This window comes from Mycobacterium bulgaricum, from assembly GCF_041287165.2.
Taxonomy (GTDB): domain Bacteria; phylum Actinomycetota; class Actinomycetes; order Mycobacteriales; family Mycobacteriaceae; genus Mycobacterium; species Mycobacterium bulgaricum.
In genome coordinates this window covers 1117889-1138025 of record NZ_JBGGKV020000001.1, presented here as the reverse complement: position 1 = coordinate 1138025, position 20137 = coordinate 1117889, and the positions used below count along the sequence as shown (strand labels likewise).

At 66.6% G+C, this 20137-nt stretch carries 20 protein-coding genes; 5 read left to right on the top strand and 15 right to left on the bottom strand.

Annotated elements, in window-relative coordinates; all coding sequences use genetic code 11:
- Position 1 precedes the first annotated feature (1 nt).
- Positions 2-616, bottom strand: a complete 615-nt coding sequence (locus ACAG24_RS05550) for a GNAT family N-acetyltransferase (RefSeq protein ID WP_370471649.1) — start codon at positions 614-616, stop codon at positions 2-4.
- The gene (locus tag ACAG24_RS05545) at positions 601-1020 is read right to left on the bottom strand and encodes a hypothetical protein (RefSeq protein WP_370471648.1); all 420 of its coding nucleotides are present in this window, start codon (positions 1018-1020) and stop codon (positions 601-603) included. The genes ACAG24_RS05550 and ACAG24_RS05545 overlap by 16 nt, the downstream gene beginning before the upstream one ends.
- Before the next feature lie 26 nt (positions 1021-1046).
- Here ACAG24_RS05545 and ACAG24_RS05540 point away from each other — a divergent pair, with 26 nt between their 5' ends.
- Positions 1047-1493, top strand: a complete 447-nt coding sequence (locus ACAG24_RS05540) for a cupin domain-containing protein (RefSeq protein ID WP_370471647.1) — start codon at positions 1047-1049, stop codon at positions 1491-1493.
- Here ACAG24_RS05540 and ACAG24_RS05535 read toward each other — a convergent pair.
- Complete coding sequence (locus tag ACAG24_RS05535) at positions 1483-2229, bottom strand: 3-keto-5-aminohexanoate cleavage protein (protein ID WP_370471646.1); 747 nt, start codon at positions 2227-2229, stop codon at positions 1483-1485. The two genes, ACAG24_RS05540 and ACAG24_RS05535, sit on opposite strands and share 11 nt — an antisense overlap.
- Positions 2230-2454: 225 nt before the next feature.
- On the opposite strand from ACAG24_RS05535, the gene ACAG24_RS05530 reads away from it, so the two are divergent.
- Positions 2455-3387: a cyclopropane mycolic acid synthase family methyltransferase gene (locus tag ACAG24_RS05530; protein WP_370471645.1), complete on the top strand. Its 933-nt coding sequence runs from the start codon at positions 2455-2457 to the stop codon at positions 3385-3387.
- 58 nt (positions 3388-3445) lie between these two features.
- Positions 3446-4345, top strand: coding sequence for a cyclopropane mycolic acid synthase family methyltransferase (locus ACAG24_RS05525; protein ID WP_370471644.1), 900 nt, complete (start codon positions 3446-3448; stop codon positions 4343-4345).
- Positions 4346-4375: 30 nt separating this feature from the next.
- On the opposite strand, the gene ACAG24_RS05520 is transcribed toward ACAG24_RS05525, so the two are convergent.
- Complete coding sequence (locus ACAG24_RS05520; RefSeq protein WP_370471643.1) at positions 4376-5611, bottom strand: KasA/KasB family beta-ketoacyl-ACP synthase; 1236 nt, start codon at positions 5609-5611, stop codon at positions 4376-4378.
- Between the two features lie 106 nt (positions 5612-5717).
- Here ACAG24_RS05520 and ACAG24_RS05515 point away from each other — a divergent pair, with 106 nt between their 5' ends.
- Positions 5718-5945 (top strand): hypervirulence associated TUDOR domain-containing protein, encoded by a 228-nt coding sequence (locus ACAG24_RS05515; RefSeq protein WP_370471642.1) that lies wholly within the window; start codon positions 5718-5720, stop codon positions 5943-5945.
- A complete protein-coding gene (locus ACAG24_RS05510) occupies positions 5942-6274 on the top strand; it encodes a DUF3140 domain-containing protein (protein WP_370471641.1) in 333 nt (110 codons plus the stop codon). The genes ACAG24_RS05515 and ACAG24_RS05510 overlap by 4 nt, the downstream gene beginning before the upstream one ends.
- A gap of 59 nt (positions 6275-6333) precedes the next feature.
- Here the strand turns inward: ACAG24_RS05510 and ACAG24_RS05505 are convergent, their stop codons facing one another.
- The 11 genes from ACAG24_RS05505 to ACAG24_RS05455 all read right to left on the bottom strand — a co-directional run bounded on the left by ACAG24_RS05505 (position 6334) and on the right by ACAG24_RS05455 (position 20009).
- The gene (locus ACAG24_RS05505) at positions 6334-7755 is read right to left on the bottom strand and encodes an aldehyde dehydrogenase family protein (protein WP_370471640.1); all 1422 of its coding nucleotides are present in this window, start codon (positions 7753-7755) and stop codon (positions 6334-6336) included.
- Positions 7756-7783: 28 nt separating this feature from the next.
- Complete coding sequence (locus ACAG24_RS05500) at positions 7784-9496, bottom strand: thiamine pyrophosphate-binding protein (protein ID WP_370471639.1); 1713 nt, start codon at positions 9494-9496, stop codon at positions 7784-7786.
- A gap of 11 nt (positions 9497-9507) precedes the next feature.
- On the bottom strand, positions 9508-10473 hold the full coding sequence (locus tag ACAG24_RS05495; protein ID WP_370471638.1) for an acyl-CoA dehydrogenase family protein: 966 nt from the start codon (positions 10471-10473) through the stop codon (positions 9508-9510).
- A complete protein-coding gene (locus ACAG24_RS05490) occupies positions 10470-11651 on the bottom strand; it encodes an acyl-CoA dehydrogenase family protein (protein ID WP_370471637.1) in 1182 nt (393 codons plus the stop codon). The genes ACAG24_RS05495 and ACAG24_RS05490 overlap by 4 nt, the downstream gene beginning before the upstream one ends.
- Positions 11648-12565 carry an acyl-CoA dehydrogenase family protein gene (locus ACAG24_RS05485; RefSeq protein ID WP_370471636.1) on the bottom strand — a complete coding sequence of 306 codons (918 nt, stop codon included), beginning with the start codon at positions 12563-12565 and terminating at the stop codon, positions 11648-11650. The genes ACAG24_RS05490 and ACAG24_RS05485 overlap by 4 nt, the downstream gene beginning before the upstream one ends.
- Positions 12562-13722: an acyl-CoA dehydrogenase family protein gene (locus ACAG24_RS05480; RefSeq protein ID WP_370471635.1), complete on the bottom strand. Its 1161-nt coding sequence runs from the start codon at positions 13720-13722 to the stop codon at positions 12562-12564. The genes ACAG24_RS05485 and ACAG24_RS05480 overlap by 4 nt, the downstream gene beginning before the upstream one ends.
- Positions 13722-14879, bottom strand: coding sequence for a CaiB/BaiF CoA transferase family protein (locus tag ACAG24_RS05475; RefSeq protein WP_370471634.1), 1158 nt, complete (start codon positions 14877-14879; stop codon positions 13722-13724). The genes ACAG24_RS05480 and ACAG24_RS05475 overlap by 1 nt, the downstream gene beginning before the upstream one ends.
- Entirely contained in the window at positions 14872-15831 is a 960-nt protein-coding gene (locus tag ACAG24_RS05470; protein ID WP_370471633.1) for an SDR family NAD(P)-dependent oxidoreductase, read from the bottom strand. Before ACAG24_RS05470 ends, ACAG24_RS05475 begins: the two co-directional genes overlap by 8 nt.
- Complete coding sequence (locus ACAG24_RS05465; protein WP_370471632.1) at positions 15828-17675, bottom strand: flavin-containing monooxygenase; 1848 nt, start codon at positions 17673-17675, stop codon at positions 15828-15830. Before ACAG24_RS05465 ends, ACAG24_RS05470 begins: the two co-directional genes overlap by 4 nt.
- A gap of 70 nt (positions 17676-17745) precedes the next feature.
- Positions 17746-19158, bottom strand: a complete 1413-nt coding sequence (locus ACAG24_RS05460; protein ID WP_370471631.1) for an aromatic ring-hydroxylating oxygenase subunit alpha — start codon at positions 19156-19158, stop codon at positions 17746-17748.
- Positions 19158-20009 (bottom strand): SDR family NAD(P)-dependent oxidoreductase, encoded by an 852-nt coding sequence (locus tag ACAG24_RS05455; protein ID WP_370471630.1) that lies wholly within the window; start codon positions 20007-20009, stop codon positions 19158-19160. Before ACAG24_RS05455 ends, ACAG24_RS05460 begins: the two co-directional genes overlap by 1 nt.
- Positions 20010-20137 lie beyond the last annotated feature (128 nt).

Below are 20137 nucleotides of genomic sequence, written 5' to 3'. Positions count from 1 at the left end.
GTCAGAGTCGGTGTCGGTCCAACCGGTAGCGCAGGTTGTTGCGGACCGCGGGCCACTCGATGTCCAGGATCGAGTAGACGACGGTGTCGCGGCGCGATCCGTCCGGCTGAATCTGGTGGCTGCGCAGAATGCCGTCGAGCTTTGCGCCCAGGCGCTCGATCGCCGCCCGGCTCGCCGAGTTGAAGAAATGGGTGCGGAATTCGACAGCGACACAACCCAACTCGTCGAAGGCGTGGCCGAGCAGCAGTAGCTTGCACTCGGTGTTGACGCCGGTGCGCCGCACCCGGTCGAGATACCAGGTGTAGCCGATCTCCAGCCGCCGGTTGGGCCCGTCGACGTTGAAGTAACTCGAGGATCCGATCAGTGCGCCGGCGTGATCGCGCACCACGAACGTCAGCCCGGTCTCGGGCGTCTGCGCGGCCAGTCGGGCGTCAACCCAGTCCCCCGCGCTGGTCGATGTCGGCGCCCCGGTGAACCACAGCGAATCCAGGGCGCCTCCGGCCACCTCCGCCTCGATCTCCGGAAGATGCTCTCGGGTAAGGGGTTCCAGCGCCACCCAGCGCTCACCCGTCAGTGACACGGGTTCGACGAAACCCGTCGTCACGACCGTCCCCATGCCGCCACCATCGTCCACACCGACAGCAACACGGCCACCAGGGCTATCGCACCGCCGACGTAGAGGCCGTAACCCGCGGACACGGGCGGGTAGACGTACAGCCGGTAGTACCAGACCGCCAGCGCCGCAAGCACAAGCGAAATCGCCAGCGCCACCGACGATGCCAGCCGCCCGGAGATACCGCGCGCCGCCATCGCGCCCGCGACCACCAGCGTCGACGCCAGCAGGACGATCAACTGACCCACCCCGAATCCGGGTGGAGGTACCGGCATGGCGCCGGCCACGCCACCGATGGCGCTCGCCCGTCCGCCACTGTCGGGGGACGTCAACCACGGCAGCCAGGCGCTGACGGCGACGGCGAGCGCGCACAGCGCGACCAGCCACCCCGGAAGCGCGCGAGCCATGCGCAGAAGACTACTAGGGTGAGCCGATGAGCGATCTCCCCGAATGGGCGCGTCGTCTCGACCTCTCGCCGCACCCCGAAGGCGGCTGGTTTCGGGAGACCTGGCGCAGCGAACTGATGGTTCCGCAGTCTGCGCTGCCGCCCGACTACACCGGTCCACGTAACGCGGGGACCGCGATCCTGTTTCTGCTCATGCCGGGGCAGCAGTCCGCATGGCACACCGTTCGCAGTGCCGAACTGTGGCTGTATCACTCGGGCGGGCCGCTGCTGCTCGAAGTCGGCCCACGCCAGGACAGCGCCACCACCCGTGTTCTCGGCGCCGACATCATGGCCGGCGAGAGCCCGCAATTCGTGGTGCCGCCGGGACATTGGCAGCGGGCCAGACCGCGCGGCGACGAGCCCTGCCTGGTGAGCTGCGTCGTCGTCCCCGGCTTCGACTTCGCCGACTTCGAGCTTGCGCCCCCTACCGACTGAGAAGTTCGGCAGCCGCCGACACCAGCTCCGCGTTGCCTGCCGCGACCGTTCCGTCGGGCAGCACCAGGGTGTCTTCCAGGCCGATGCGGGTTTGGAGACCGCGCCGACCCGCATGTTCCAGTAGCGGCCAACAGCTTTCGTCGAGCCCGTGCAGCAGGACCGGTGCGGGTGAGCCCGCGGCGCCCACGAGCGCGAGAAGGTCGTCGGCCGTCGCGGTGTCGCCGTCGGCGTCCAGCTCGATCATCACGCGCAGACAGTGCGCCGCGACGTCGGAGGCCGCCCAGGACCGTGCCGCCTCCGCGTGGAAGATGCCGGCCTCGACCCCGACTCCGCGGCTCAGCAGCAGGCGGGCCAGCTCAGGCGATCCCGGCTCGTGCCAATTGACCGACGCGAAGTCCGGCAGCACCGTCCAGTCGGCGACCGCGTCCAGACGCTGTTGCGCATCGGACAGGGCCCAGTACCCCGTGGTGACGCCCAGCGGCAAACCCGGTAACGCCTCCCGCACGGCGGCGACAGCAGCGTCCACCTCGCGTGCCAGCAGCGAATCCACCCCGTCGGCGTCCTTGGGGTGCACATGAACCGCTCTCGCGCCGGCGCGGTGAGCGGCGACGGCCTCGGCTGCGAGCTGCTCGGGCGTGACGGGCAGATTCGGATGCCGGTCGGGCGTCCGCGCGCCGTTGATGCACGCCTTCAGATAAGTCATCGGGGTTTCGGTGTCGTGGTCGTCGCTGGGCATGGCCCCCATCCTCGTCTGCAGCGGACGGCCCCGCGCGGGAAGCCGGATCAGTACCCGAAGCCCGCGCGAGCCGCCTCGACCCGGTCGGCGCCAGGCGGGTATGGTCGGCGAAGCCGCGGTGTTCGCTTCACGGAGTGCACACCCCTAGAGCGGGTCAAGGCCGAGTTGAACACACAGCCGGGCCGTGTCGCGTCGCAACAGAACTTTGCAGACAGGATGGGTCGCATGCCGAATACTTCAACCGAAGATCCGAACGCCACCGCCAAGTCCGCGTGGCTGTCGAAGTCGGCGTCGGACACGCGTGGTTCGGACAAGAAGGAAGTCCAGTTCCACTACGACATCTCCAACGATTTCTTCAAGCTCTGGCAGGACCCGTCGCAGACCTACAGCTGCGCGTACTTCGAGAAGGACGACTACACGCTCGAGCAGGCGCAGCTCGCGAAGGTCGACCTGTCGCTGGGCAAGCTCGGCCTGGAGCCGGGCATGACGCTGCTCGACATCGGCTGCGGCTGGGGCTCGACCATCCAGCGCGCCGTGGAAAAGTACGACGTCAACGTCATCGGACTGACGCTCTCGGAGAACCAGAAGCAGCACATCGAGACCAACCGGTTCCCGAACATCGACACCACCCGCAGCATGGAAGTCCGGCTGCAGCCGTGGGAGGACTTCGAGGGCAAGGTCGACCGCATCGTGTCGATCGGCGCCTTCGAGCACTTCGGATTCAACAAGTACGACGACTACATGAAGAAGACGTACAGCTGGATGCCCGAGGACGGCGTGCAGATGCTGCACACGATCATCATCCCCAGCGATGAAGAGATCAAAGCCAAGAAGCTGCCGCTGACCATGTCGAAGGTGCGGTTCATCAAGTTCATCATGGACGAGATCTACCCCGGTGGGCGTCTGCCGCTGGCCGCGCAGGTCACCGACGCCGCGACCCGGAACGGCTACACCGTGACGCGCGAGCAGCACCTGCAGCCGCACTACGTGAAGACGCTCGACACCTGGGCCGCGAACCTGAAGGACAAGAAGGACGAGGCCATCGAGATCACCTCGGAGGAGATCTACGAGCGCTTCTACAAGTACCTGACGGGGTGCGCAGACCTGTTCCGCGACGGTTACACCGACGTCGTCCAGTTCACCATGGAGAAGCAGTAACTGACGACCGTGTAGTAATTTGGTCACACGCGTTACCTGATATGGAGGTCGGCCGGGGATGACCGGGAGCAGGGTGCAGCAGCCGCCCGAAAGTGGCGACGACATGAAGCCTCATTTCGCGGAGGTCCAAGCTCACTACGACCTCTCGGACGACTTCTTCGGTCTGTTCCAGGACCCGTCCCGGACGTACAGTTGCGCGTTCTACGAGCGTGACGACATGACGCTGGCCGAGGCACAGGTCGCGAAGATCGATCTGTCGCTTGCCAAGCTGAACCTGGAGCCGGGCATGACCCTGCTCGACATCGGCTGTGGTTGGGGCTCGGTGCTGAAGCGCGCGATCGAGAAGTACGACGTCAACGTCGTCGGCCTCACGCTGAGCCGCAACCAGTGCAAGTACGCCCAAGAACTGCTCGACGGCATGGACACCGAGCGGTCCCGCCGGATCCTGCTGCGCGGCTGGGAGCAGTTCGACGAGCCGGTCGACCGCATCATCAGCATCGAGGCGATCGAGGCCTTCCCACAGGAGCGGTATGCGCCGTTCTTCAAGATGTGCAGCAGCGTGCTGCCCAGCGGCGGGCGGTTCCTGCTCCAGGCGATCCTGGGGCACCCGCTCAAGAAGTGGCCTGAGCTCGGCATTCCGATCGTGATGTCCGACCTCAAGTTCATGCGGTTCATCGCCAAGGAGATCTTCCCCGGCGGTTCGGTGCCGGGCGAGGAGAACATCGTCGCGCTGTCCGCCGACGCCGGCTTCACACTGGAGCAGACACAGTTCCTCAACGAGCACTACGTGCGGACACTGGACACCTGGGCCGAGGCCCTGGAAGCCCACCATGAGGAGGCCGTCGCGGCCACCTCCGAAGAGGTCTACCAGCGGTACATGAAGTACCTGACCGGATGCAGCGACTTCTTCAACCGCCGCATCAGCGAGCTGGGGCAGTTCACACTCGTCAAAGCCTGACCCCCCTCGCCGGCCGGGTGACCGCGGCTGTCAGGCCCGGCCGAACACCAGCGAGACGTTGTGCCCGCCGAACCCGAACGAGTTGTTGATCGCGTACTCGAAGGTTCCGCGGCGCGGCTCACCCGCGACGACGTCCAGGTCGATCTCGGGATCGAGATTCTTCAGATTGCGGGTCGGGGGGATGATGCCGTCCCGAAGCGCCAGCAGCGTCAAGATCGACTCGACAGCACCCACGGCACCCACGGAGTGGCCCAGCGCGCCCTTGGGGGCGTAAACGGCGGGCTTGTGCCCGCCGAGTGCGTTGTTGATCGCCATACCCTCGGCGACGTCGCCGACGGAGGTGCCGGTGGCGTGGGCGTTGACGTGGCCGATGTCGGTCGCCGAGAGCCCGGCCAGCTCGACCGCGTGGGACATCGCGTACCCGGCCCGTTTCCCGTTCGGGTCCGGCGCGACCATGTGGAAGCCGTCGGAGGTGATGCTGGCGCCCATCAGCCGTCCGAGGATCTTCGCGCCGCGGGCCTTGGCGTGCTCCTCGGTCTCGATGACCAGCAGTGCGCCGCCCTCGCCGAACACGAACCCGTCGCGGTCCTTGTCGAACGGGCGGCACGCGCCCTCGGGATCATCGTTGTTGGTCGACATCACGATGCGCATCTGCGCGAATCCGGCGATCGGGACGGCTTCGATGCGGGCCTCCACGCCACCACAGATGGCGATGTCGGCCTCACCGAAGACAATCTGCCGCCAGGCCTGGGCCACACCCTCGGATCCGGACGCGCACGCGGACACCGGTGACAGCACCCCGGCGCGCGCGTGACGTTCCATGGCGACGGCCGCAGAGGGTCCGCTGGGTGCGTATTGCTGCACCACGGTCGGGTTGACCTCTTCGAGCCTGCCCTCTCGGAGGTGGTCGTAGGCGAAGGCGAGCTCTTCGATGCCACCCATGCCGGTGCCGATCGACACCGCGAGGCGGTTCGGATCGACGTCGGGGGAACCGGCATGCTCCCATACGCGACGGCCGAGCACGACCGCCATCCGCTGTACATAGGAGAGGTTGTAGTTCTCCTCGGCCGTCAACTCGTCGTCGAACGTCTCAAGCAGGTGACCGCCGATGCGGACGGGCAGGTCGAACTCGTCGATGAACGAATCTTCGAGCGTGCGGATCCCGCTGCGCCCGTCCAGCAGGGCCTGCCACGTTGACTCGGCGTCGGTCGCGAGCGCCGTCGTCATGGCCATACCGGTGACCACCACGTCTGGAAATTTGGTCATGGGACCCCCTCGTACACTCCGTTCCGTCGCTACGGCCACGATATCTACCCGCGTCCGCCCGGCTCACTCGAGAGTTACTTCAGGAGTAGCCGTTGCCACTACGGGTATGAACCGCTTCGTGAGCAAGGATGATTTCAACAAGGGCGACAAAGTCACCTGGCAAAGCCACGGCAGCACCGCTGAAGGGAAGGTGGAGGAGAAGATCACCTCCGACACCGAGGCGGCAGGCCGGACCGTGCGGGCGTCCGAGGACGAGCCGCAGTACCGAGTGCGCAGCGACAAGAGCGGCAACGACGCGGTCCACAAACCCGAGGCGCTGAAGAAGAAGTCATGAGTGACGATCGGAGCACGTACGACGACTTCAAGGACGCGGTGAACATGACCGCCTCCGAGCTCGAGAAGTGGTTGGACACCGACGAATCCAAGGCGGTCGGGCAGAAGTCGTCGGGTGGCGGGGAGTCCACCGGCCACCGCAGTGGACGCCGCATCATCGACATCCTCGGAACCAAGAAGGCCGACCTCTCCGACGATGATTACGCGCACATGCGCAAAGTCGTCGGCTACGTCCATCGGCACCGCGCGCAGGGTCCGTCGAAAGATGTCGAGCATTCCGACTGGCGGTACTCGCTGATGAACTGGGGGCACGACCCCACCAAGAAGTGACCTTGCGATTTCGGTGTAGTTGGTCAACCGTAGCGTGACCAACTACACCGAAATCGCTACTACGGCGAGTAGCCGAGGGCGGCCTTGGTCTCCAGGTACTCATCGAACGCGAACTGACCCCACTCGCGGCCGTTACCGCTGCGCTTGTAGCCGCCGAACGGCGCGGCCATGTCGAAGCCGTGGTTGATCGCGACCGAGCCGGCACGGATGCGTCTGGCCACGGCGCGGGCCTTGTCCAGGTCGGCGCCGGACACGTAACCGGCGAGCCCGTATTCGGTGTCGTTGCCGATCTCGACGGCCTGGTCGATGTCGTCGTAGCCGAGGATGCACAGCACGGGGCCGAAGATCTCCTCGCGCGCGATGGTCATGTCGTTGGTGACGTTCGCGAACACCGTGGGCTTGACGTAGTAGCCGGCGTCCAGTCCGTCGGGACGGCCGACACCGCCGACGACGAGCGTGGCGCCTTCGTCGATGCCCTTCTGGATCAGGCCCTGGATCTTGTCGAACTGCGCCTTGGACGCGACCGGCCCGATCGCGTTCTTGTCCTCGGGATCGCCGACCTTCACCGCACCGGCAACCTCGCGGGCGACGGCGATGGCCTCGTCCATCCGCGAGTTCGGAACGAGCATGCGCGACGGCGCATTACAGCTCTGCCCGCTGTTCATCATCATCACCGACGTGCCCGCGGTGACGCTCTTGGCGAAGTCCTCGTCGTCGAGCACGATGTTGGGGCTCTTGCCGCCGAGCTCCTGCGACACTCGCTTGACCGTCGGTGCCGCGTTCCTGGCGACCTCGATCCCGGCCCTGGTGGAACCGGTGAACGACACCATCTCGATGTCGGGATGGCTGGACAGCGCTGCGCCGACACCGGGACCGTCACCGTAGATCAGGTTGTAGACGCCCGCGGGAACGCCTGCGGCGTCGATGATCTCGGTGAAGATCTGCGCCGAGTACGGCGCGACCTCGGACGGCTTGAGCACCATCGTGCAGCCGGTGGCCAGGGCCGGATACACCTTGACCGCGATCTGGTTGATCGGCCAGTTCCATGGCGTGATGAGCCCGCAGACACCGATCGGCTCCTTCACCACAAGCGTGGAACCGTGCTGCTCCTCGAACTGGAAGTTCTTCAGCACGTCGATCGCGGTGGCCAGGTGGCCCATGCCGAGGCCGACCTGGGGGCCGGCCGCCAGTGAGGCCGGTGCGCCCATCTCCTCGGTGACGGCGTCGGCGAGGTCCCCGGCACGCTTCTGGTACTCGGCGAGGATGTTGCCGAGGACTTCGAGACGCTCCTCGCGCGTGGTCTGGGACCAGGTGGCAAACGCCTTGCGGGCCGCTTCGACCGCTTTGTCGACGTCGGCGGCGCTGCCTATCGCGATCTGTCCGGAGACCTGCTCGGTGGTCGGATTGTCGACGTCGAGCGAACGTTTCTCGACCGGGTCGACCCACTGTCCGTTGATGTAGAACTTCAGGTATTCGCGCATAACTTGCACTCTTCCTTAGTCAGGGCAGTTACTGGGTGCCTTCTGCATACCAGGTCCGGAATCGGTCGTACTTCGGCATCTCCTCGGAGTTGGCCTTCGGGTCGATGCAGACATGGACGACGCCGACCTTTCCGCTGGCGTAGGCGCGCGCGATGGCGGGACCGATCTCGTCTTCCTTCTCGACGTATTCGCCGTGGCAGCCGAAGCCCTCGGCGATCTTGTCCATCCGGACGTCCTTGCTCCAGTGCACGCCGGGCTGCGGCGACGGCTGCTCGAACGTGCGCTTGTACACGCCGACTTCGAGACCCCACTGGTGGTCGACTCCGACGACGCACACCAGCGGCAGGTTCAGCCGGGCGGCGGTCTCCAGTTCGGCGATGTGGAACAGGAACGCCGAGTCACTTGTCAGCAGCATGACCGGGCGCTTGCCGCCCTCGGCGACCGACGCGCCGACGGCGTACGGCAGGCCGGTCCCGAGGTGGCCGAAGTTCTGGTTCCAGATCACGTCGCGCGGCTTGGATTGCGAATACGTCCACTGGAAGATGACCGTCGCGCCGCCGTCGCGGACCAGGATGCCGTCCTCGAGCTCGTTGAACGCCTTCGTCGCCTCGACGACGTAGCGGGCCGGGTGGATCGGGGAACGCCCCGACGGCGCGTTCTCGGCGAGCTGCGCCAGTTCCTCGGCATCGGCCTTGATCAGCGTGTCGAGGTTCGGCGACGGTTCGCGAGGGGTCTCCTTGAGCGCCTGCACGAGCTGGGGGACGACACCGCGCAGGTCACCGACGAGCGGCACGTCGAATTGGCGGTTGACGCCGATGGCGGTCGGATCCTGTTCGACGTAAACCCATTTGCGGTTCACGTCGTTGCCCGCCCAGTGCTGGGTCCGACCGTAGTGCATCGGCTCACCGAGTTCGGTGCCCAGCGCCACACACAGGTCGGATTCCTCGACCGCCTGGTTCGCCGCCGGCGAGAACAGGTACGGGAACGTGCGGTCCTGCAGCCCCGGGATGTAGGAGGTGCCGCCCGAGGTCTGGATGACGGGGCAGTTCATCAGGTCGGCGAGCTGTTTGACCTCCTGCTGGGTGCGCGAGGTGTGCACGCCATGGCCGACGAGCAGGATAGGGCTTTCGGCCTCACGGATCAGCCTGACGGCCTCGGTGACCTCTGATGCGCCCGCGCCCTGGTTGACGAGCCGATACCGGTGCGGCGGCAACGGATCCGGCACGTCGAGCTCTTCGAGGATGACATGCGACGGGTATTCGACGTAGGTGGGGCCGGGGGTTCCGGACATCGCCTGCCGGATGGCCTCACGGATGATCTCGTCGGTCTGGTCCGCGTACTCGATCGAGCTGCTGAACTTGACCGACGCCTCGAAAAGTGGTTCCTGCTGCACGAATTGGATGCGGCCGCGACGCACCCGACGCTCGGTGACGCGTGCCCGCTGGCCGCCGAGGAAGATCACCGGCGAGTTCTCGACGAGCGCGCACTGGATCGCCCCGGCGATGTTGGCCATCCCCGGCCCGAGGGTGCCGATGCACAGCCCCGGCTTGCCGGTCATCCGCGATGCCGCTTCGGCCATGAAGCCCGCGCTGAGCTCGTGGTGCGGTGCCACGACCGACCAGCCGCGGGCCTCTGCCTCGGTGAACATGTGCACGAAGTTGGGGTCGGGGATGCCGAACAAGGTGTTGACACCCTCGGCCTCGAAAAGGTCGAGAATGCGTTTGTACACGGGTACGCCCATGAGTACTCCTTCTAGTGGTAGCGCTGTGAGAGTCTTTTACGTTGTGTTGCAGGCGAACCGAACCAAGATCGGTTCAGGGCGGCGCGTTTGAGGTAGGTGTGGATGCCGCTCTCCCACGTGTAGCCGATGCCGCCGTGCAGCTGCATGGCCTTGCCCGCGACATCGACCGTGGCCGAACAGGTGTAGGACTTGGCCATCGCCGCGGGGATCGCCGCGTCTGCTCCATCGGCGATGGCTGCGACCGCGTCTGCCACCAATTGGCGGGAAACCTCGATGGCAACCAACATGTCCGCGCACGCATGCTTGACCGCCTGGAACGATCCGATCGGCCGGCCGAACTGATGGCGTACCTTCACGTAATCGACGGTGGCCGAGAGCATCTGCTCGGCGATGCCGAGGCTGTCGACGGCGATGGCGACCGCGGCCCGGTCGAGCAGCGCCGAAGCGCCCTCGAATTCGACGATCTTCTCGGGGATCGCCCCGTCGGCGGTGACGGTCGCCAGCGTGCGGGTTTCGTCGACGACGGGTTGGGCGCTGACCGTCAGGGCGGAAGCGGGGACGACGGCGACGCCGTCGCCGACGGGGATGAGCAACCGGTCGGCACCCACGGCATCGGGGACGAATCCGGCTCTCCCGCAGAGTTTTCCGGATTCGATAGCGAATTCGTCGGTGACGACGGCGAACCGGCTGCTGCCGTCCGCGACGGCGGCCAGCAATTCACCGGGTGCGTGCTGCAACGCAGCCACCGTCAGCGCCGCGCTGCCCAGGTAGTGGTTCGCGCTCGCGGCCCGGCCCATCTGCCGCAGGATCAGGGCGGTCTCGGTGAAGGTGGCACCGGCGCCGCCGACGTTCTCCGGCACCTCCAGCCCTGTCCATCCGGCATCGACGAGCACCGCCCATTCGACCTCACGGTCCTTGGCCAGCAGGTCGCTCGCGACCGAACACAGCTCTTCGTGGAACTCGGCGAAGTCGCTCATGCCACGCTCGGTTCCCGGGGCAGCCCCAGCCCGCGTTCTGCGATGATCGTGCGCTGGATCTCACTGGCGCCGCCGGGAATGGTCCACTCCCAGGAGCCGACGAAATCCAGTACCCACGAGCCGGATTCCCACCCGCTCGACATCGGCTTCGCCACGACGGTGTGCGCCTCGGGTCCGCCGATCTCGGCGCCGAAGTCGGTGAGCCGCTGCAGCAGTTCGCTGTAGTACAGCTTGACGACCGACGGATCGGCAGGCCCGGACGGACCGTCTTCGACAATTCGGCGGCACATCCCCCGTAGGCCGGTGAGCTCGGCCTCGAACTGTGCGAGCCGATCGGCCACGATCGGGTCGTCGACGTCCGCGCACTGGACGAGCCACTGGAATCCGGCATTGCCCAACCGCTCCGCCAATTCCAGCATCGTCATGCCGCGCTCGGCGCCCAGCGTGGCCTGCGCGACCTGCCAGCCTTCGTTCTCGGGTCCGATCAGGTTGGCCGCCGGGATTCTGACGTCGTCGAGGAAGATCTCACAGAAATGTGAGTCCCCGACGGCGTTGCGGATGGGGCGGACGTCGATGCCGGGCGAAGTCATGTCGAGCAGAAAGTAGGAAATGCCCTTGCGTTTGGGTGCTTCCGGGTCTGTTCGGGCCAGCAGTAGGCACCAGTCGGCATGAAGTCCGCCGCTGGCCCACAGCTTCTGGCCGCTGACGACGAACTCCTCACCCTCCCTGCGGGCCGTGGTGCGCAACGCGGCGAGGTCGGATCCTGCCTCGGGTTCTGAGAAGCCCTGCACCCAGATCTCGCCGTCGAGGATTGCAGGCAGGTGGCGTCGGCGCTGCTCGTCTGTGCCGGCGACGAGCAGGGTCGATGCGGCGTGGTGGATCCCGACGAACGCGAGCACGAGCCGGGGCGCGTCGTGGGCCGCCAGCTCCTGATAGAGCACCACCTGGTGCTCGACGCTCATCGGCCCTTTTGCTCCCCGCGTCCGCAATCCGCCACCCCACTCCGCCGGCCAGTGCGGCACGGCGTATCCGGCGCTGTGCAATTCGGCGAACCACTCCTTCTGGAAGCGCACGAACTCGTCGTCGCTCACCCCGGTCTGGGAGGCTCGCCAGTCCTGGGGGATGTGGTCGCGACACCAGGCGCGGACTTCGGCGCGGAAGTCATCGAGGCCGCTCATGCGTAGAGCCCCGTCAGCCCGCGGCGGCCCGCGGTGCGGGTCAGATGATCCCGCGTCGCGGAGAGCCCGAATGGCAGGCGGCGCAACGGCTGACTGTAGCGCGACAGCCAGGACAGCTGGGTCTCGTCGCAGAAGCCGACCGCGCCGTGCAGCTGGTGGCACACCCGGAACACCACGTCGGCGGCTTCGATCGCCGCCATCCGCAACGCCAGGGCGTCGTCGAGCGCGTGCGGCTGGTCGGTGGCCACCGCCCACAGCGCGTGCTTGGCCAGGATGTCGGTGCCGCTGCGTTCGACCTCGGCGTCGGTGAGCTGGAATTGCACCCCCTGGAACGACGACAGCGTCTGGCCGAACTGCTTGCGTAGGCTCACGTGCGCGACCGTCAGTGCGAGGGCGCGGTCGAGCATGCCGAGCAGAGTCCAGCACGGCAGCACCAGCGCCAGCGCCACGTCGCGGGCGCCGGCGTCGTCGACGGGCTCGAGGTCGAGCTCGGCGACGAAGCCGGCCTCGGTGGCGCCGAGACCGGTAACCGTCGACCGGTGACCGTCGAGGTCGACTGCGGCCCAACGGAGGTCGAGCCCGGCGATGGCGGCCGAGGGCCGGGCACCACCGACCACGACGAGCCCCTCGGCGCCGAGGTCGGTGGGCGCGGCGAGCCGCTCGGCGATCGGGTACGGCAGCGCCCAGTATCCGGCGCTGCGGCACAGCGCGGCCGCGGCTTCGAGTCCGTCGCTGTCAGAACGCGGATCGAGTTCCCACGCACCGAGCCCGTCGAGGACCGGACCGACGAGCGACGCGCGGGTCTGCGGGGCCGCCTCGGCCTGTTCGACCAGCCGGTCACCACCCGCGGACTCGAACGCCTGCAGCGCCTGGCGCCCGTATTCGAGCGCGTCGTCGGAGAGGTCCAGGATCATTTGGCACCGCTCAACATCGCCCGAGAGAGCAGAATACGTTGCATCTCAATGCTTCCCGAGGACACCGTGGAGGCCTGCGAATACTTCCAGTGGTCTTCCACCTCGCCGAGGAACCATGCCGCGCGGTCGTCGGTGTGCGCCACTTCGGCGGCGATGTCCATCAACACCTCGGCACTGTCCTGGTCGAGCGTGGTGACCGCGATGCGATAGGCCGAGGCGTCTCCCGGCGTGATCCGCCCGCTGCTCTGCAGGGCCACCACCCGGTAGGCCAGCAGCCGCGCCCGGCGGCAGTGCATGAGCATGCGGATCCAGCGGCCTCGCAGCTCGGCGGGCAGCGACTCCCAGCGCTGCCCCAACACGGTCGGTGCGGCTGCGAGCAGCCGCTCACAGCGGGCATAGCGCGCGATGCCGACCCGCTCGAACGACATCACGTCCTGCACGATCGACCACCCCTGGTCGACGGTGCCGAGCACGTCCGCCTCCGTCACGCGCAGGTCGTCGAAGAACACCTCGTTGAGATGATGCGGCCCCAACATGGCGCGGATCGGGCGCACCGTGATCGCCGGATCGTCCATCGGCACCAGGAAGATCGTGAGGCCCTGCTGTTTCTTCTCACCACGCGACGTGCGGGCCAGCAGGAAGCACCACTGCGCCATCGTCGCGTAGGACGTCCAGATCTTCTGCCCGCTGACCAGCCACCCGCCTGACCCATCCTCGGCGGGGCGTGCCGTGGTGCGCAGGGACGCCAGGTCCGAACCCGCCTCCGGCTCGGAGAATCCCTGACACCAGATCACGTCCCCGGCGGCGATGGGCGGCAGGTGCTTTCGCTGCTGCGCTTCGGTTCCGTGCCTCATGATGATCGGCCCAACCCAGTTGACGCCCATGTACTGGGCGCCGCGCGGCTCGTGGTGTGCCCACATCTCCTCACGCACGACGGTCTGCTCCCACACCGACGCGCCGCCGCCACCAAACTCTTCGGGCCATGCCAGGCACAGGAGATTGCGCTCGGCCAGGGTGCGGCAGAACTGCTGCGCGGTCTCCAGGTCGGCGGGGTCGTCGGTGAACGCACCCAGGAAGTGTTCGGGCACATGCTCGTCGACCAGTGCGCGCAGCTCGGCGCGCAGGTCTCCGGCACGCTTGCCCATGTCAAAGTCCATCAGCTCACCCGCTCCGAACCCAGGCCCAGCTCGTCGAGGACGGCGGCCGTGTCAGCGCCCAGCTCCGGCGCCGGCCCGCGTACCTTGCCCGGTGTACGGGAGAACCACGTCGGCACGCCGGGGAACTTGACGGGACCGTGTGGGGTATCGACGGTTTCGAACAACCCCACCGCGTTGAGGTGCGGACTGTCGAAGAGGGCATCCGGGGTGTTCAGCGGCGCGGCGGGAATCTCCAACTCGCGGAACAGATCCAGCCATTCGTCGGTCGTGCGCTCCTCCAAGGTCTGCGCCACCAGGCCGTACACCGTGTCGATCTGGTGCGCCCGCGACTCCAATGTCGCGTAGAGGTCCGACGCCCACACGGGGGCCACGGCCTCGATGAAGGCGTTCCAGTGCTTGTCGTTGTAGATGAGGGCGGCGATGTAGCCGTCCTTGGTGCGGTACGGCCTCCGGTTGGGTGCGACGGTACGCGGGTAGACAGCCGGGCCGAGCGGGGGGTCGAACATGGCGCCGTTGGCATGTTCGACCAGCATGAAGGACGCCATCGTCTCGAACATCGCGACTTCGACCTCTTGGCCTTCCCCGGTGCGCTCCCGATGGAACAACGCCATCATGGTCGCGTACAAGGCGGTCAGCCCGGCCACCTTATCCGCCATGATGGTGCCGACGTAGTCCGCCTCGCCGGTGAGTTGTCGTTGCACAGCGGGGATTCCACACTCGGCCTGGATGGTGTCGTCGTATGCGGGACGGTCCCGTTCCGGACCGCGCCGCCCGTAGCCGTAGCAGTTGGTGTAGACGATCCGCGGGTTGATGGCGGCGACATCGTCGTAGCCGAAACCCAGCTTGGCGATCGCCTTGGAGCGCATCGAGTGGATGAAGACGTCGGCACGTTCGATGAGCACGCGCATCGCCGCCCGGCCCTCGTCGGAGCGCAGGTCGAGCACGACGCTGCGCTTGCCGCGGTTGACGTTGACGAACACGCCGCTCATGCCCGGCACGGGGCCCACGGAGATGAAGCGGGTGTTGTCACCCTGCGGCGGTTCGACTTTGACGACGTCGGCGCCCATGTCGGCCATGATCTGGGTGCAGTAGGGACCCATCACCATCGCGGTGAGGTCGACGACGCGGATCCCGGCGAGCGGGCCTGTGTCAGGCATGGATGGCCCCCTGCCCTGCTGTCTGCTCTTCGCGCGAGCGGCTCATCGCCCCGGCCATCGCGAAGCTGTACCTGATGTGGTCGTTGTGGCCGTCCGGGACGACGGGGAAGGTCACGGGTTCGGTGCGGTCGCGGATCGCGTCCAGATGCGTGCCGACGTCGGCGATGGTCCACGAGGGTCGGTACACGCCGGGCGACTCGATGACGGCGGCCGTCGCGACACGGCCGGCGAGGGCGATGAACATCTCCCCGGTGGCCGAACAGCTTTCGTGCGACAGGTAGCCGACGACGGGCGCGACGAGTTCAGGTCCCATCGGAGGATAGGCGGACGTGTCGATCCCCTCCGCCATCCGCGTCACGGCGGCAGGGACGATCACGTTGCTCTTTACGTTGTGCGCCGCGCCCTCCATGGCTGCGACGTTGGACAGGCCGATGACCCCGGCCTTGGCGACGGCGTAGTTGGCGACGTCGTGGTTGCCGTAGAGCCCGCCGATCGACGACGTCAGCACGATCCGCCCGTAACCGGCCTCGCACATCACCGGGAACGCGGGCCGCACGACGTGGAATGCGCCCCGCAGGTGCACGTCGAGGACCGCCTCGAAGTCCTGATAGCTCATGTCCTTGAGCGAGCCACGCCGCACGATGCCCGCGTTGTGCACGAGGACATCGATCGAGCCGAAATGCTCACGCGCGGTGTCGATGATGGCCTGACCGCCTTCGGGAGTGGCCACCGACGCGGTACTGGCGACCGCGTGCCCGCCGGCATCGGCGATCTCGCGGACGACGTCGTGTGCTGGTCCAGTGTCGGCGCCGTCCCCGTCGAGCGCGCCGCCCGGGTCGTTGACGACGACCTTCGCGCCCTGAGCGGCCAGCAGCAGCGCGTACGCGCGACCCAGCCCCCGTCCGCCGCCGGTGACGACGGCGACGCGACCGTCGAACCTCGCATCGGTCAACTCAGTTCCAGCCCGTCGAGGTCGCCCTTGTTCCGCCATTCGGCGATCAGCTCGTCGAACGCGTAGAAGCCGGGTGAGTAGAAGTCACCGAGGAAGGAGCCGTTGCGCTCGGCGCCGCCACGGCCCTCGTTGTTGTAATAACCGGGCGTGCAGGACAATTCGAAGGCCGAGTTGTCGATGGCGAGCTCGCGGACCGTCGCCACCCAGGCGTCCTGGCCCTCCTGACTGGGCTCGACGGTGGTGGCGCCCCGGTTCTGGGCCTCGGCGATGATGTAGGCGATGTGCTTGGCCTGCTGTTCGAACATCGCCGTGGTGTTCGCCGACACGCCGCCCTGGATGAAGCCCATGAAGAACTGATTCGGGAAACCGCGGCTCGTCATCCCGTGCAGCGTCTTGTAGTCGTTCTGCCAGTAATCGAACAGCGAGAGCCCGTCGCGGCCCTCGATGCTGTCGATGGCGAAGCGGCGGCTGATCTCGGTGGAGATCTCGAAGCCGCTGGCGAAGATCACGCAGTCGACCTCGTATTCGACGCCGTCGGCGACGATGCCCTTTCCGGTCAACCGTTCCACGCCTTTGGTCGCCGAGACGTCGACGAGCGTCACGTTGGGGCGGTTGAACGTCTCCAGGTACTTCTCGCTGGAGGTGGGCCGCTTGCACATGAACCGGTAGTACGGCTTGAGCGCCTCGGCGGTCTCGGGGTCTTCGACGATCTCGGCCACGCGGCGGCGCAGCCGCTCCATGATCTTGTAGTCCTCTTCTTCCCGGAAAGCCATGATCTGCTCGATGGTCACGGCCGTGGGGTCTTCGCTGCCCGCGATCCGGGCGGTGAGGTTGCGTCCCAGCTCGGTCCAGAAGTCGCAAACCAGATCCGGTTCGCCGAACACGACGCCGACGAACGGTGACCAGTTGTGGAAGTTGCGTTTGCGCTCCTCCTGCCACCCCGGCTGCAGGGACGCAGCCCACGACGGGTCGGTCGACGGATTCGCGCGCTGGTCGACCGACGACGGGGTGCGCTGGAAGACGAAGAGCTGCTGGGCATCGCGGCCGAGGTGCGGCACGACCTGGATGCCGGTCGCCCCGGTGCCCACCAGGGCGACCCGCTTGTCGGCCAGCTTGTCGAGCCCGCCGTCGGCGCTGCCGCCGGTGTAGTCGTAGTCCCAGCGCGCGGAGTGGAACACATGGCCCGCAAAGTCTTTGATCCCAGGGATGCCGGGAAGTTTCGGCCGGTTGTAGGAGCCTTGGGCCATCACGACGAAGCGGGCCCGGATGTCGTCACTGCGGTCGGTGGTGATCTGCCAGCGTTGCGTCCCGTCCTCCCAACGGAGTTCGCGAACCTGAGTGGAGAACAGCGCACCGTCGTAGAGACCGAAGTGCTTGCCGATGTTGCGGCAGTGCTGGAAGATCTCGGCGCCGTCGGCGAACTTCTTCGACGGCATGAAGTCGAGTTCTTCGAGCAGCGGGATGTAGCAGTACGCGTCGTTGTCGCATTGAATCCCGGGGAAGCGGTTCCAGTACCAGACGCCGCCGAAGTCGCCGGCCATCTCGATGACCCGAATACCGTCCACGCCTGCCTTCTTGAGGTAGGCCCCGGCCAGCAGTCCGGCGAAGCCGCCACCGAGGATCACGACGTCGGCGTCCTCGACGATCGGGTCGCGCTCGGTCACCGTGGTGTACGGGTCGACCTCGTAGAACTCCGCGAATTCCCCTTCGAGTTCGAGGTATTGGTCGGCACCCTCCGGTCGCAGCCGCTTGGCCCGCTCGGCGGCGTACTTCTCCCGGATCGCAGGGATGTCGATGTCGGTGGGCGTGTCGGTGGGCCCGCACGAGGTCTCGGTCGTCGTCATGTGTGGTCTCCTCTTCGGGACTTCGGCGTGAAAATCGTCGCTGGGCGACGAAAAGCACGCCGAAATCGCGCTACAGGGCTTGCGGGTCGCCGGTACCCATGTACTTGGACAGCTGGTGGTGCAGGTTCACGGTGCTGCGTTCGCGATACGGGTTGGGCAGCGTGCCGGGGAAGCCGGCCGACTTCATGCCCTGCTGCACCGCGGCCATGTTCGAGAAGTCCTGCGGTAGCACCGAGAGCCAGTTCGGCGAATCCTTGGGCGTGTAGGCCCATTCCGTCTCGGGCTCCTCACCTTTGGGATACAGCTCGTACACGGCGACCTCGAAGATGCACTTGTCCGGGTTGTAGCTTGGATCCGGGCGTGCGGAATAGCACAGTGCGCTCGTCAGACCCTGACCGACCTGGAAGTTCGGGAAGATCTGCCACGCCGTTCCGCTCTGCCCGAGGATGTCGGGCGGGATCGTCGGCCAGATGACGCCACGGGCTTCGTCATCGCGCCGGGCCGACGCCAGCCAATGCTGCAGCACCTGATCCGCGGGCGTGCCCTCGGGCAGTTCGTCGACGAGACGCTTGGCCGCGTTGACCAGCGTCTGCGTAGTGGTCGCATTCGTCTCTTCCATTGTGTAGACCTGCATCTCGGCCGTCGAGATGCGGGGGTCTCCTGTGCCGAGGCGGATCTTGGACTTCGTCTCGTCCATGCCCTTGGGCGCGTCGTAGCCGATGTTGCTGTGCCGGCCCTGGGCCTTGGCCCAGCCCTTGAACTCGCCGAACTTGTTGAACTCCGGATGCGTGGTGAACACGTGGTAGGTCTCGTTGAAAGCCTCCATCGCGACTTTCCAGTTGCAGTCGAAGTACAGCCATTTGCGCCACTTGTAGCGCATGTTCTCCAGACCGAACGGGTCGAGGATCTTCGATGCCGGGAACAGGAAGTCGGCCAGGGATTCGCAGTCGGGGTCCATGTTGATGAACAGCCAGCCGCCCCACGTGTCGACCTGGACGGGGGCCAGGTGCGTGTTCTTGGGGGTGAGCTTGCCTTTCCAGTCGTCCTGCTCGCGGATGTGGGTGCATGTTCCGTCGAGACCGTAGGTCCAGCCGTGGAATCCGCAGACGAACGATTTGCGGGCGCGGCCGACGGCGTTCTTCGCGCCCTCGGGGTTGTCGACGAGCTTGCGACCGCGGTGCATGCACACGTTGTGGTGGGCGGCAAAGGAATCGGGCCCGGTACGGACGACGATGATCGAGTCGTCGAGGATGTCGTAGGTCAGGTAGCTGCCGACTTCGGGAATCTCCTCGACACGCCCGACCTGCTGCCAGACCTTTCGCCACAGCTTGTCGCGCTCGGCACGTGCGTATGTCTCGGAGATGTACGCGTCGACCGAGATGGTCCTCGGGTCCGAGAGGTCCTCGGCGATCTCACCCGTCGAGTCGTCCTCGTCGGCCTCGACCTCGATGGCGGCCTCGAGGTCGGATTCGGTATGGGTCACTAGATCCTCCTTATGGCTTCGCGGAAGGACTGGTCTTTCAGGAACAGCGACGTGTTGTCGGCGCCGAGATGGGTCCACTTCAGGTTCAGGCCGCCGTCGACCAGCAGTGTCTGCCCGGTGATGTAGCTCGAGAGGTCCGACAGCAGGAACAGGATGGCGCCGGCCTGTTCCTCCGGAGTTCCCCTGCGTCCCATCGCGATCGCGGTGCGGTCCCGTTCGGGATCCTCGTCGACGTACATGCGCGACGCGGCGGTCTCCGTGACGCCGGGGGCGACGGCATTGACCCGGATGCCGTCGAGGGCGAGTTCGACGGCCATCGTGCGCGTCATGGCCACCACGGCGGCTTTGGCTGTGCCGTAGGCGATGTGGAAGGGCGCGGTATTCATGCCGCTGATCGACGACACCGACACGATCGAGCCCTTGTTGCCGTCGGCCCGGATCTGCGCGGCGACCGCCTGGCTCATGAAGAAGGCGGTCTCGAGGTTCGCGGCGAACAGCGCGCGCCAGTCCTCGCGAGTGACGCGGGTGGACGGCATCCAGGTGGCGGGCGCTGCGCCGCCCGCGATGTTGACGAGCCCGTACAGGTCGCCCTCGACGGCGCGGACCTTATCGATGACGGTGGCGATGCCGTCGTCGGTGGAGGCGTCAGCCGACACCGGAACCACCGACAGCCCCTGTTGCGCGAGCGGGGCTACGTGCTCGTCGAGGTTCTCCTGCGACCGACTGACCGCCACGACGGTGGCACCCGCCTCGGCGGCGAGGCGGGTGATCGTCGTTCCGATGCCGCCGCCACCCGCCCCCGAGACGACGACGATCCGGCCGTCGAGGCTGAGCGATACTCCGGCCGTCATCTCACTTGTCCGGACAAATAACGTTACTCTGCATACTGCAGAACACTATTCCGCAGCGCTTATGTGGCCGTCAAGGCCGGTCGGGCCGCAGCTGCGCCGCTATTGTCTGGACTAGGAGGTCTTGCTAA

Excerpts from the sequence above, each read along its gene's own strand:
- ACAG24_RS05550 (WP_370471649.1), bottom strand. The coding sequence starts at position 616 with ATGGGGACGGTCGTGACGACGGGTTTCGTCGAACCCGTGTCACTGACG.
- ACAG24_RS05545 (WP_370471648.1), bottom strand. The coding sequence starts at position 1,020 with ATGGCTCGCGCGCTTCCGGGGTGGCTGGTCGCGCTGTGCGCGCTCGCC.
- ACAG24_RS05540 (WP_370471647.1), top strand. The coding sequence starts at position 1,047 with ATGAGCGATCTCCCCGAATGGGCGCGTCGTCTCGACCTCTCGCCGCAC.
- ACAG24_RS05535 (WP_370471646.1), bottom strand. The coding sequence starts at position 2,229 with ATGCCCAGCGACGACCACGACACCGAAACCCCGATGACTTATCTGAAG.
- ACAG24_RS05530 (WP_370471645.1), top strand. The coding sequence starts at position 2,455 with ATGCCGAATACTTCAACCGAAGATCCGAACGCCACCGCCAAGTCCGCG.
- ACAG24_RS05525 (WP_370471644.1), top strand. The coding sequence starts at position 3,446 with ATGACCGGGAGCAGGGTGCAGCAGCCGCCCGAAAGTGGCGACGACATG.
- ACAG24_RS05520 (WP_370471643.1), bottom strand. The coding sequence starts at position 5,611 with ATGACCAAATTTCCAGACGTGGTGGTCACCGGTATGGCCATGACGACG.
- ACAG24_RS05515 (WP_370471642.1), top strand. The coding sequence starts at position 5,718 with ATGAACCGCTTCGTGAGCAAGGATGATTTCAACAAGGGCGACAAAGTC.
- ACAG24_RS05510 (WP_370471641.1), top strand. The coding sequence starts at position 5,942 with ATGAGTGACGATCGGAGCACGTACGACGACTTCAAGGACGCGGTGAAC.
- ACAG24_RS05505 (WP_370471640.1), bottom strand. The coding sequence starts at position 7,755 with ATGCGCGAATACCTGAAGTTCTACATCAACGGACAGTGGGTCGACCCG.
- ACAG24_RS05500 (WP_370471639.1), bottom strand. The coding sequence starts at position 9,496 with ATGGGCGTACCCGTGTACAAACGCATTCTCGACCTTTTCGAGGCCGAG.
- ACAG24_RS05495 (WP_370471638.1), bottom strand. The coding sequence starts at position 10,473 with ATGAGCGACTTCGCCGAGTTCCACGAAGAGCTGTGTTCGGTCGCGAGC.
- ACAG24_RS05490 (WP_370471637.1), bottom strand. The coding sequence starts at position 11,651 with ATGAGCGGCCTCGATGACTTCCGCGCCGAAGTCCGCGCCTGGTGTCGC.
- ACAG24_RS05485 (WP_370471636.1), bottom strand. The coding sequence starts at position 12,565 with ATGATCCTGGACCTCTCCGACGACGCGCTCGAATACGGGCGCCAGGCG.
- ACAG24_RS05480 (WP_370471635.1), bottom strand. The coding sequence starts at position 13,722 with ATGGACTTTGACATGGGCAAGCGTGCCGGAGACCTGCGCGCCGAGCTG.
- ACAG24_RS05475 (WP_370471634.1), bottom strand. The coding sequence starts at position 14,879 with ATGCCTGACACAGGCCCGCTCGCCGGGATCCGCGTCGTCGACCTCACC.
- ACAG24_RS05465 (WP_370471632.1), bottom strand. The coding sequence starts at position 17,675 with ATGACGACGACCGAGACCTCGTGCGGGCCCACCGACACGCCCACCGAC.
- ACAG24_RS05455 (WP_370471630.1), bottom strand. The coding sequence starts at position 20,009 with ATGACGGCCGGAGTATCGCTCAGCCTCGACGGCCGGATCGTCGTCGTC.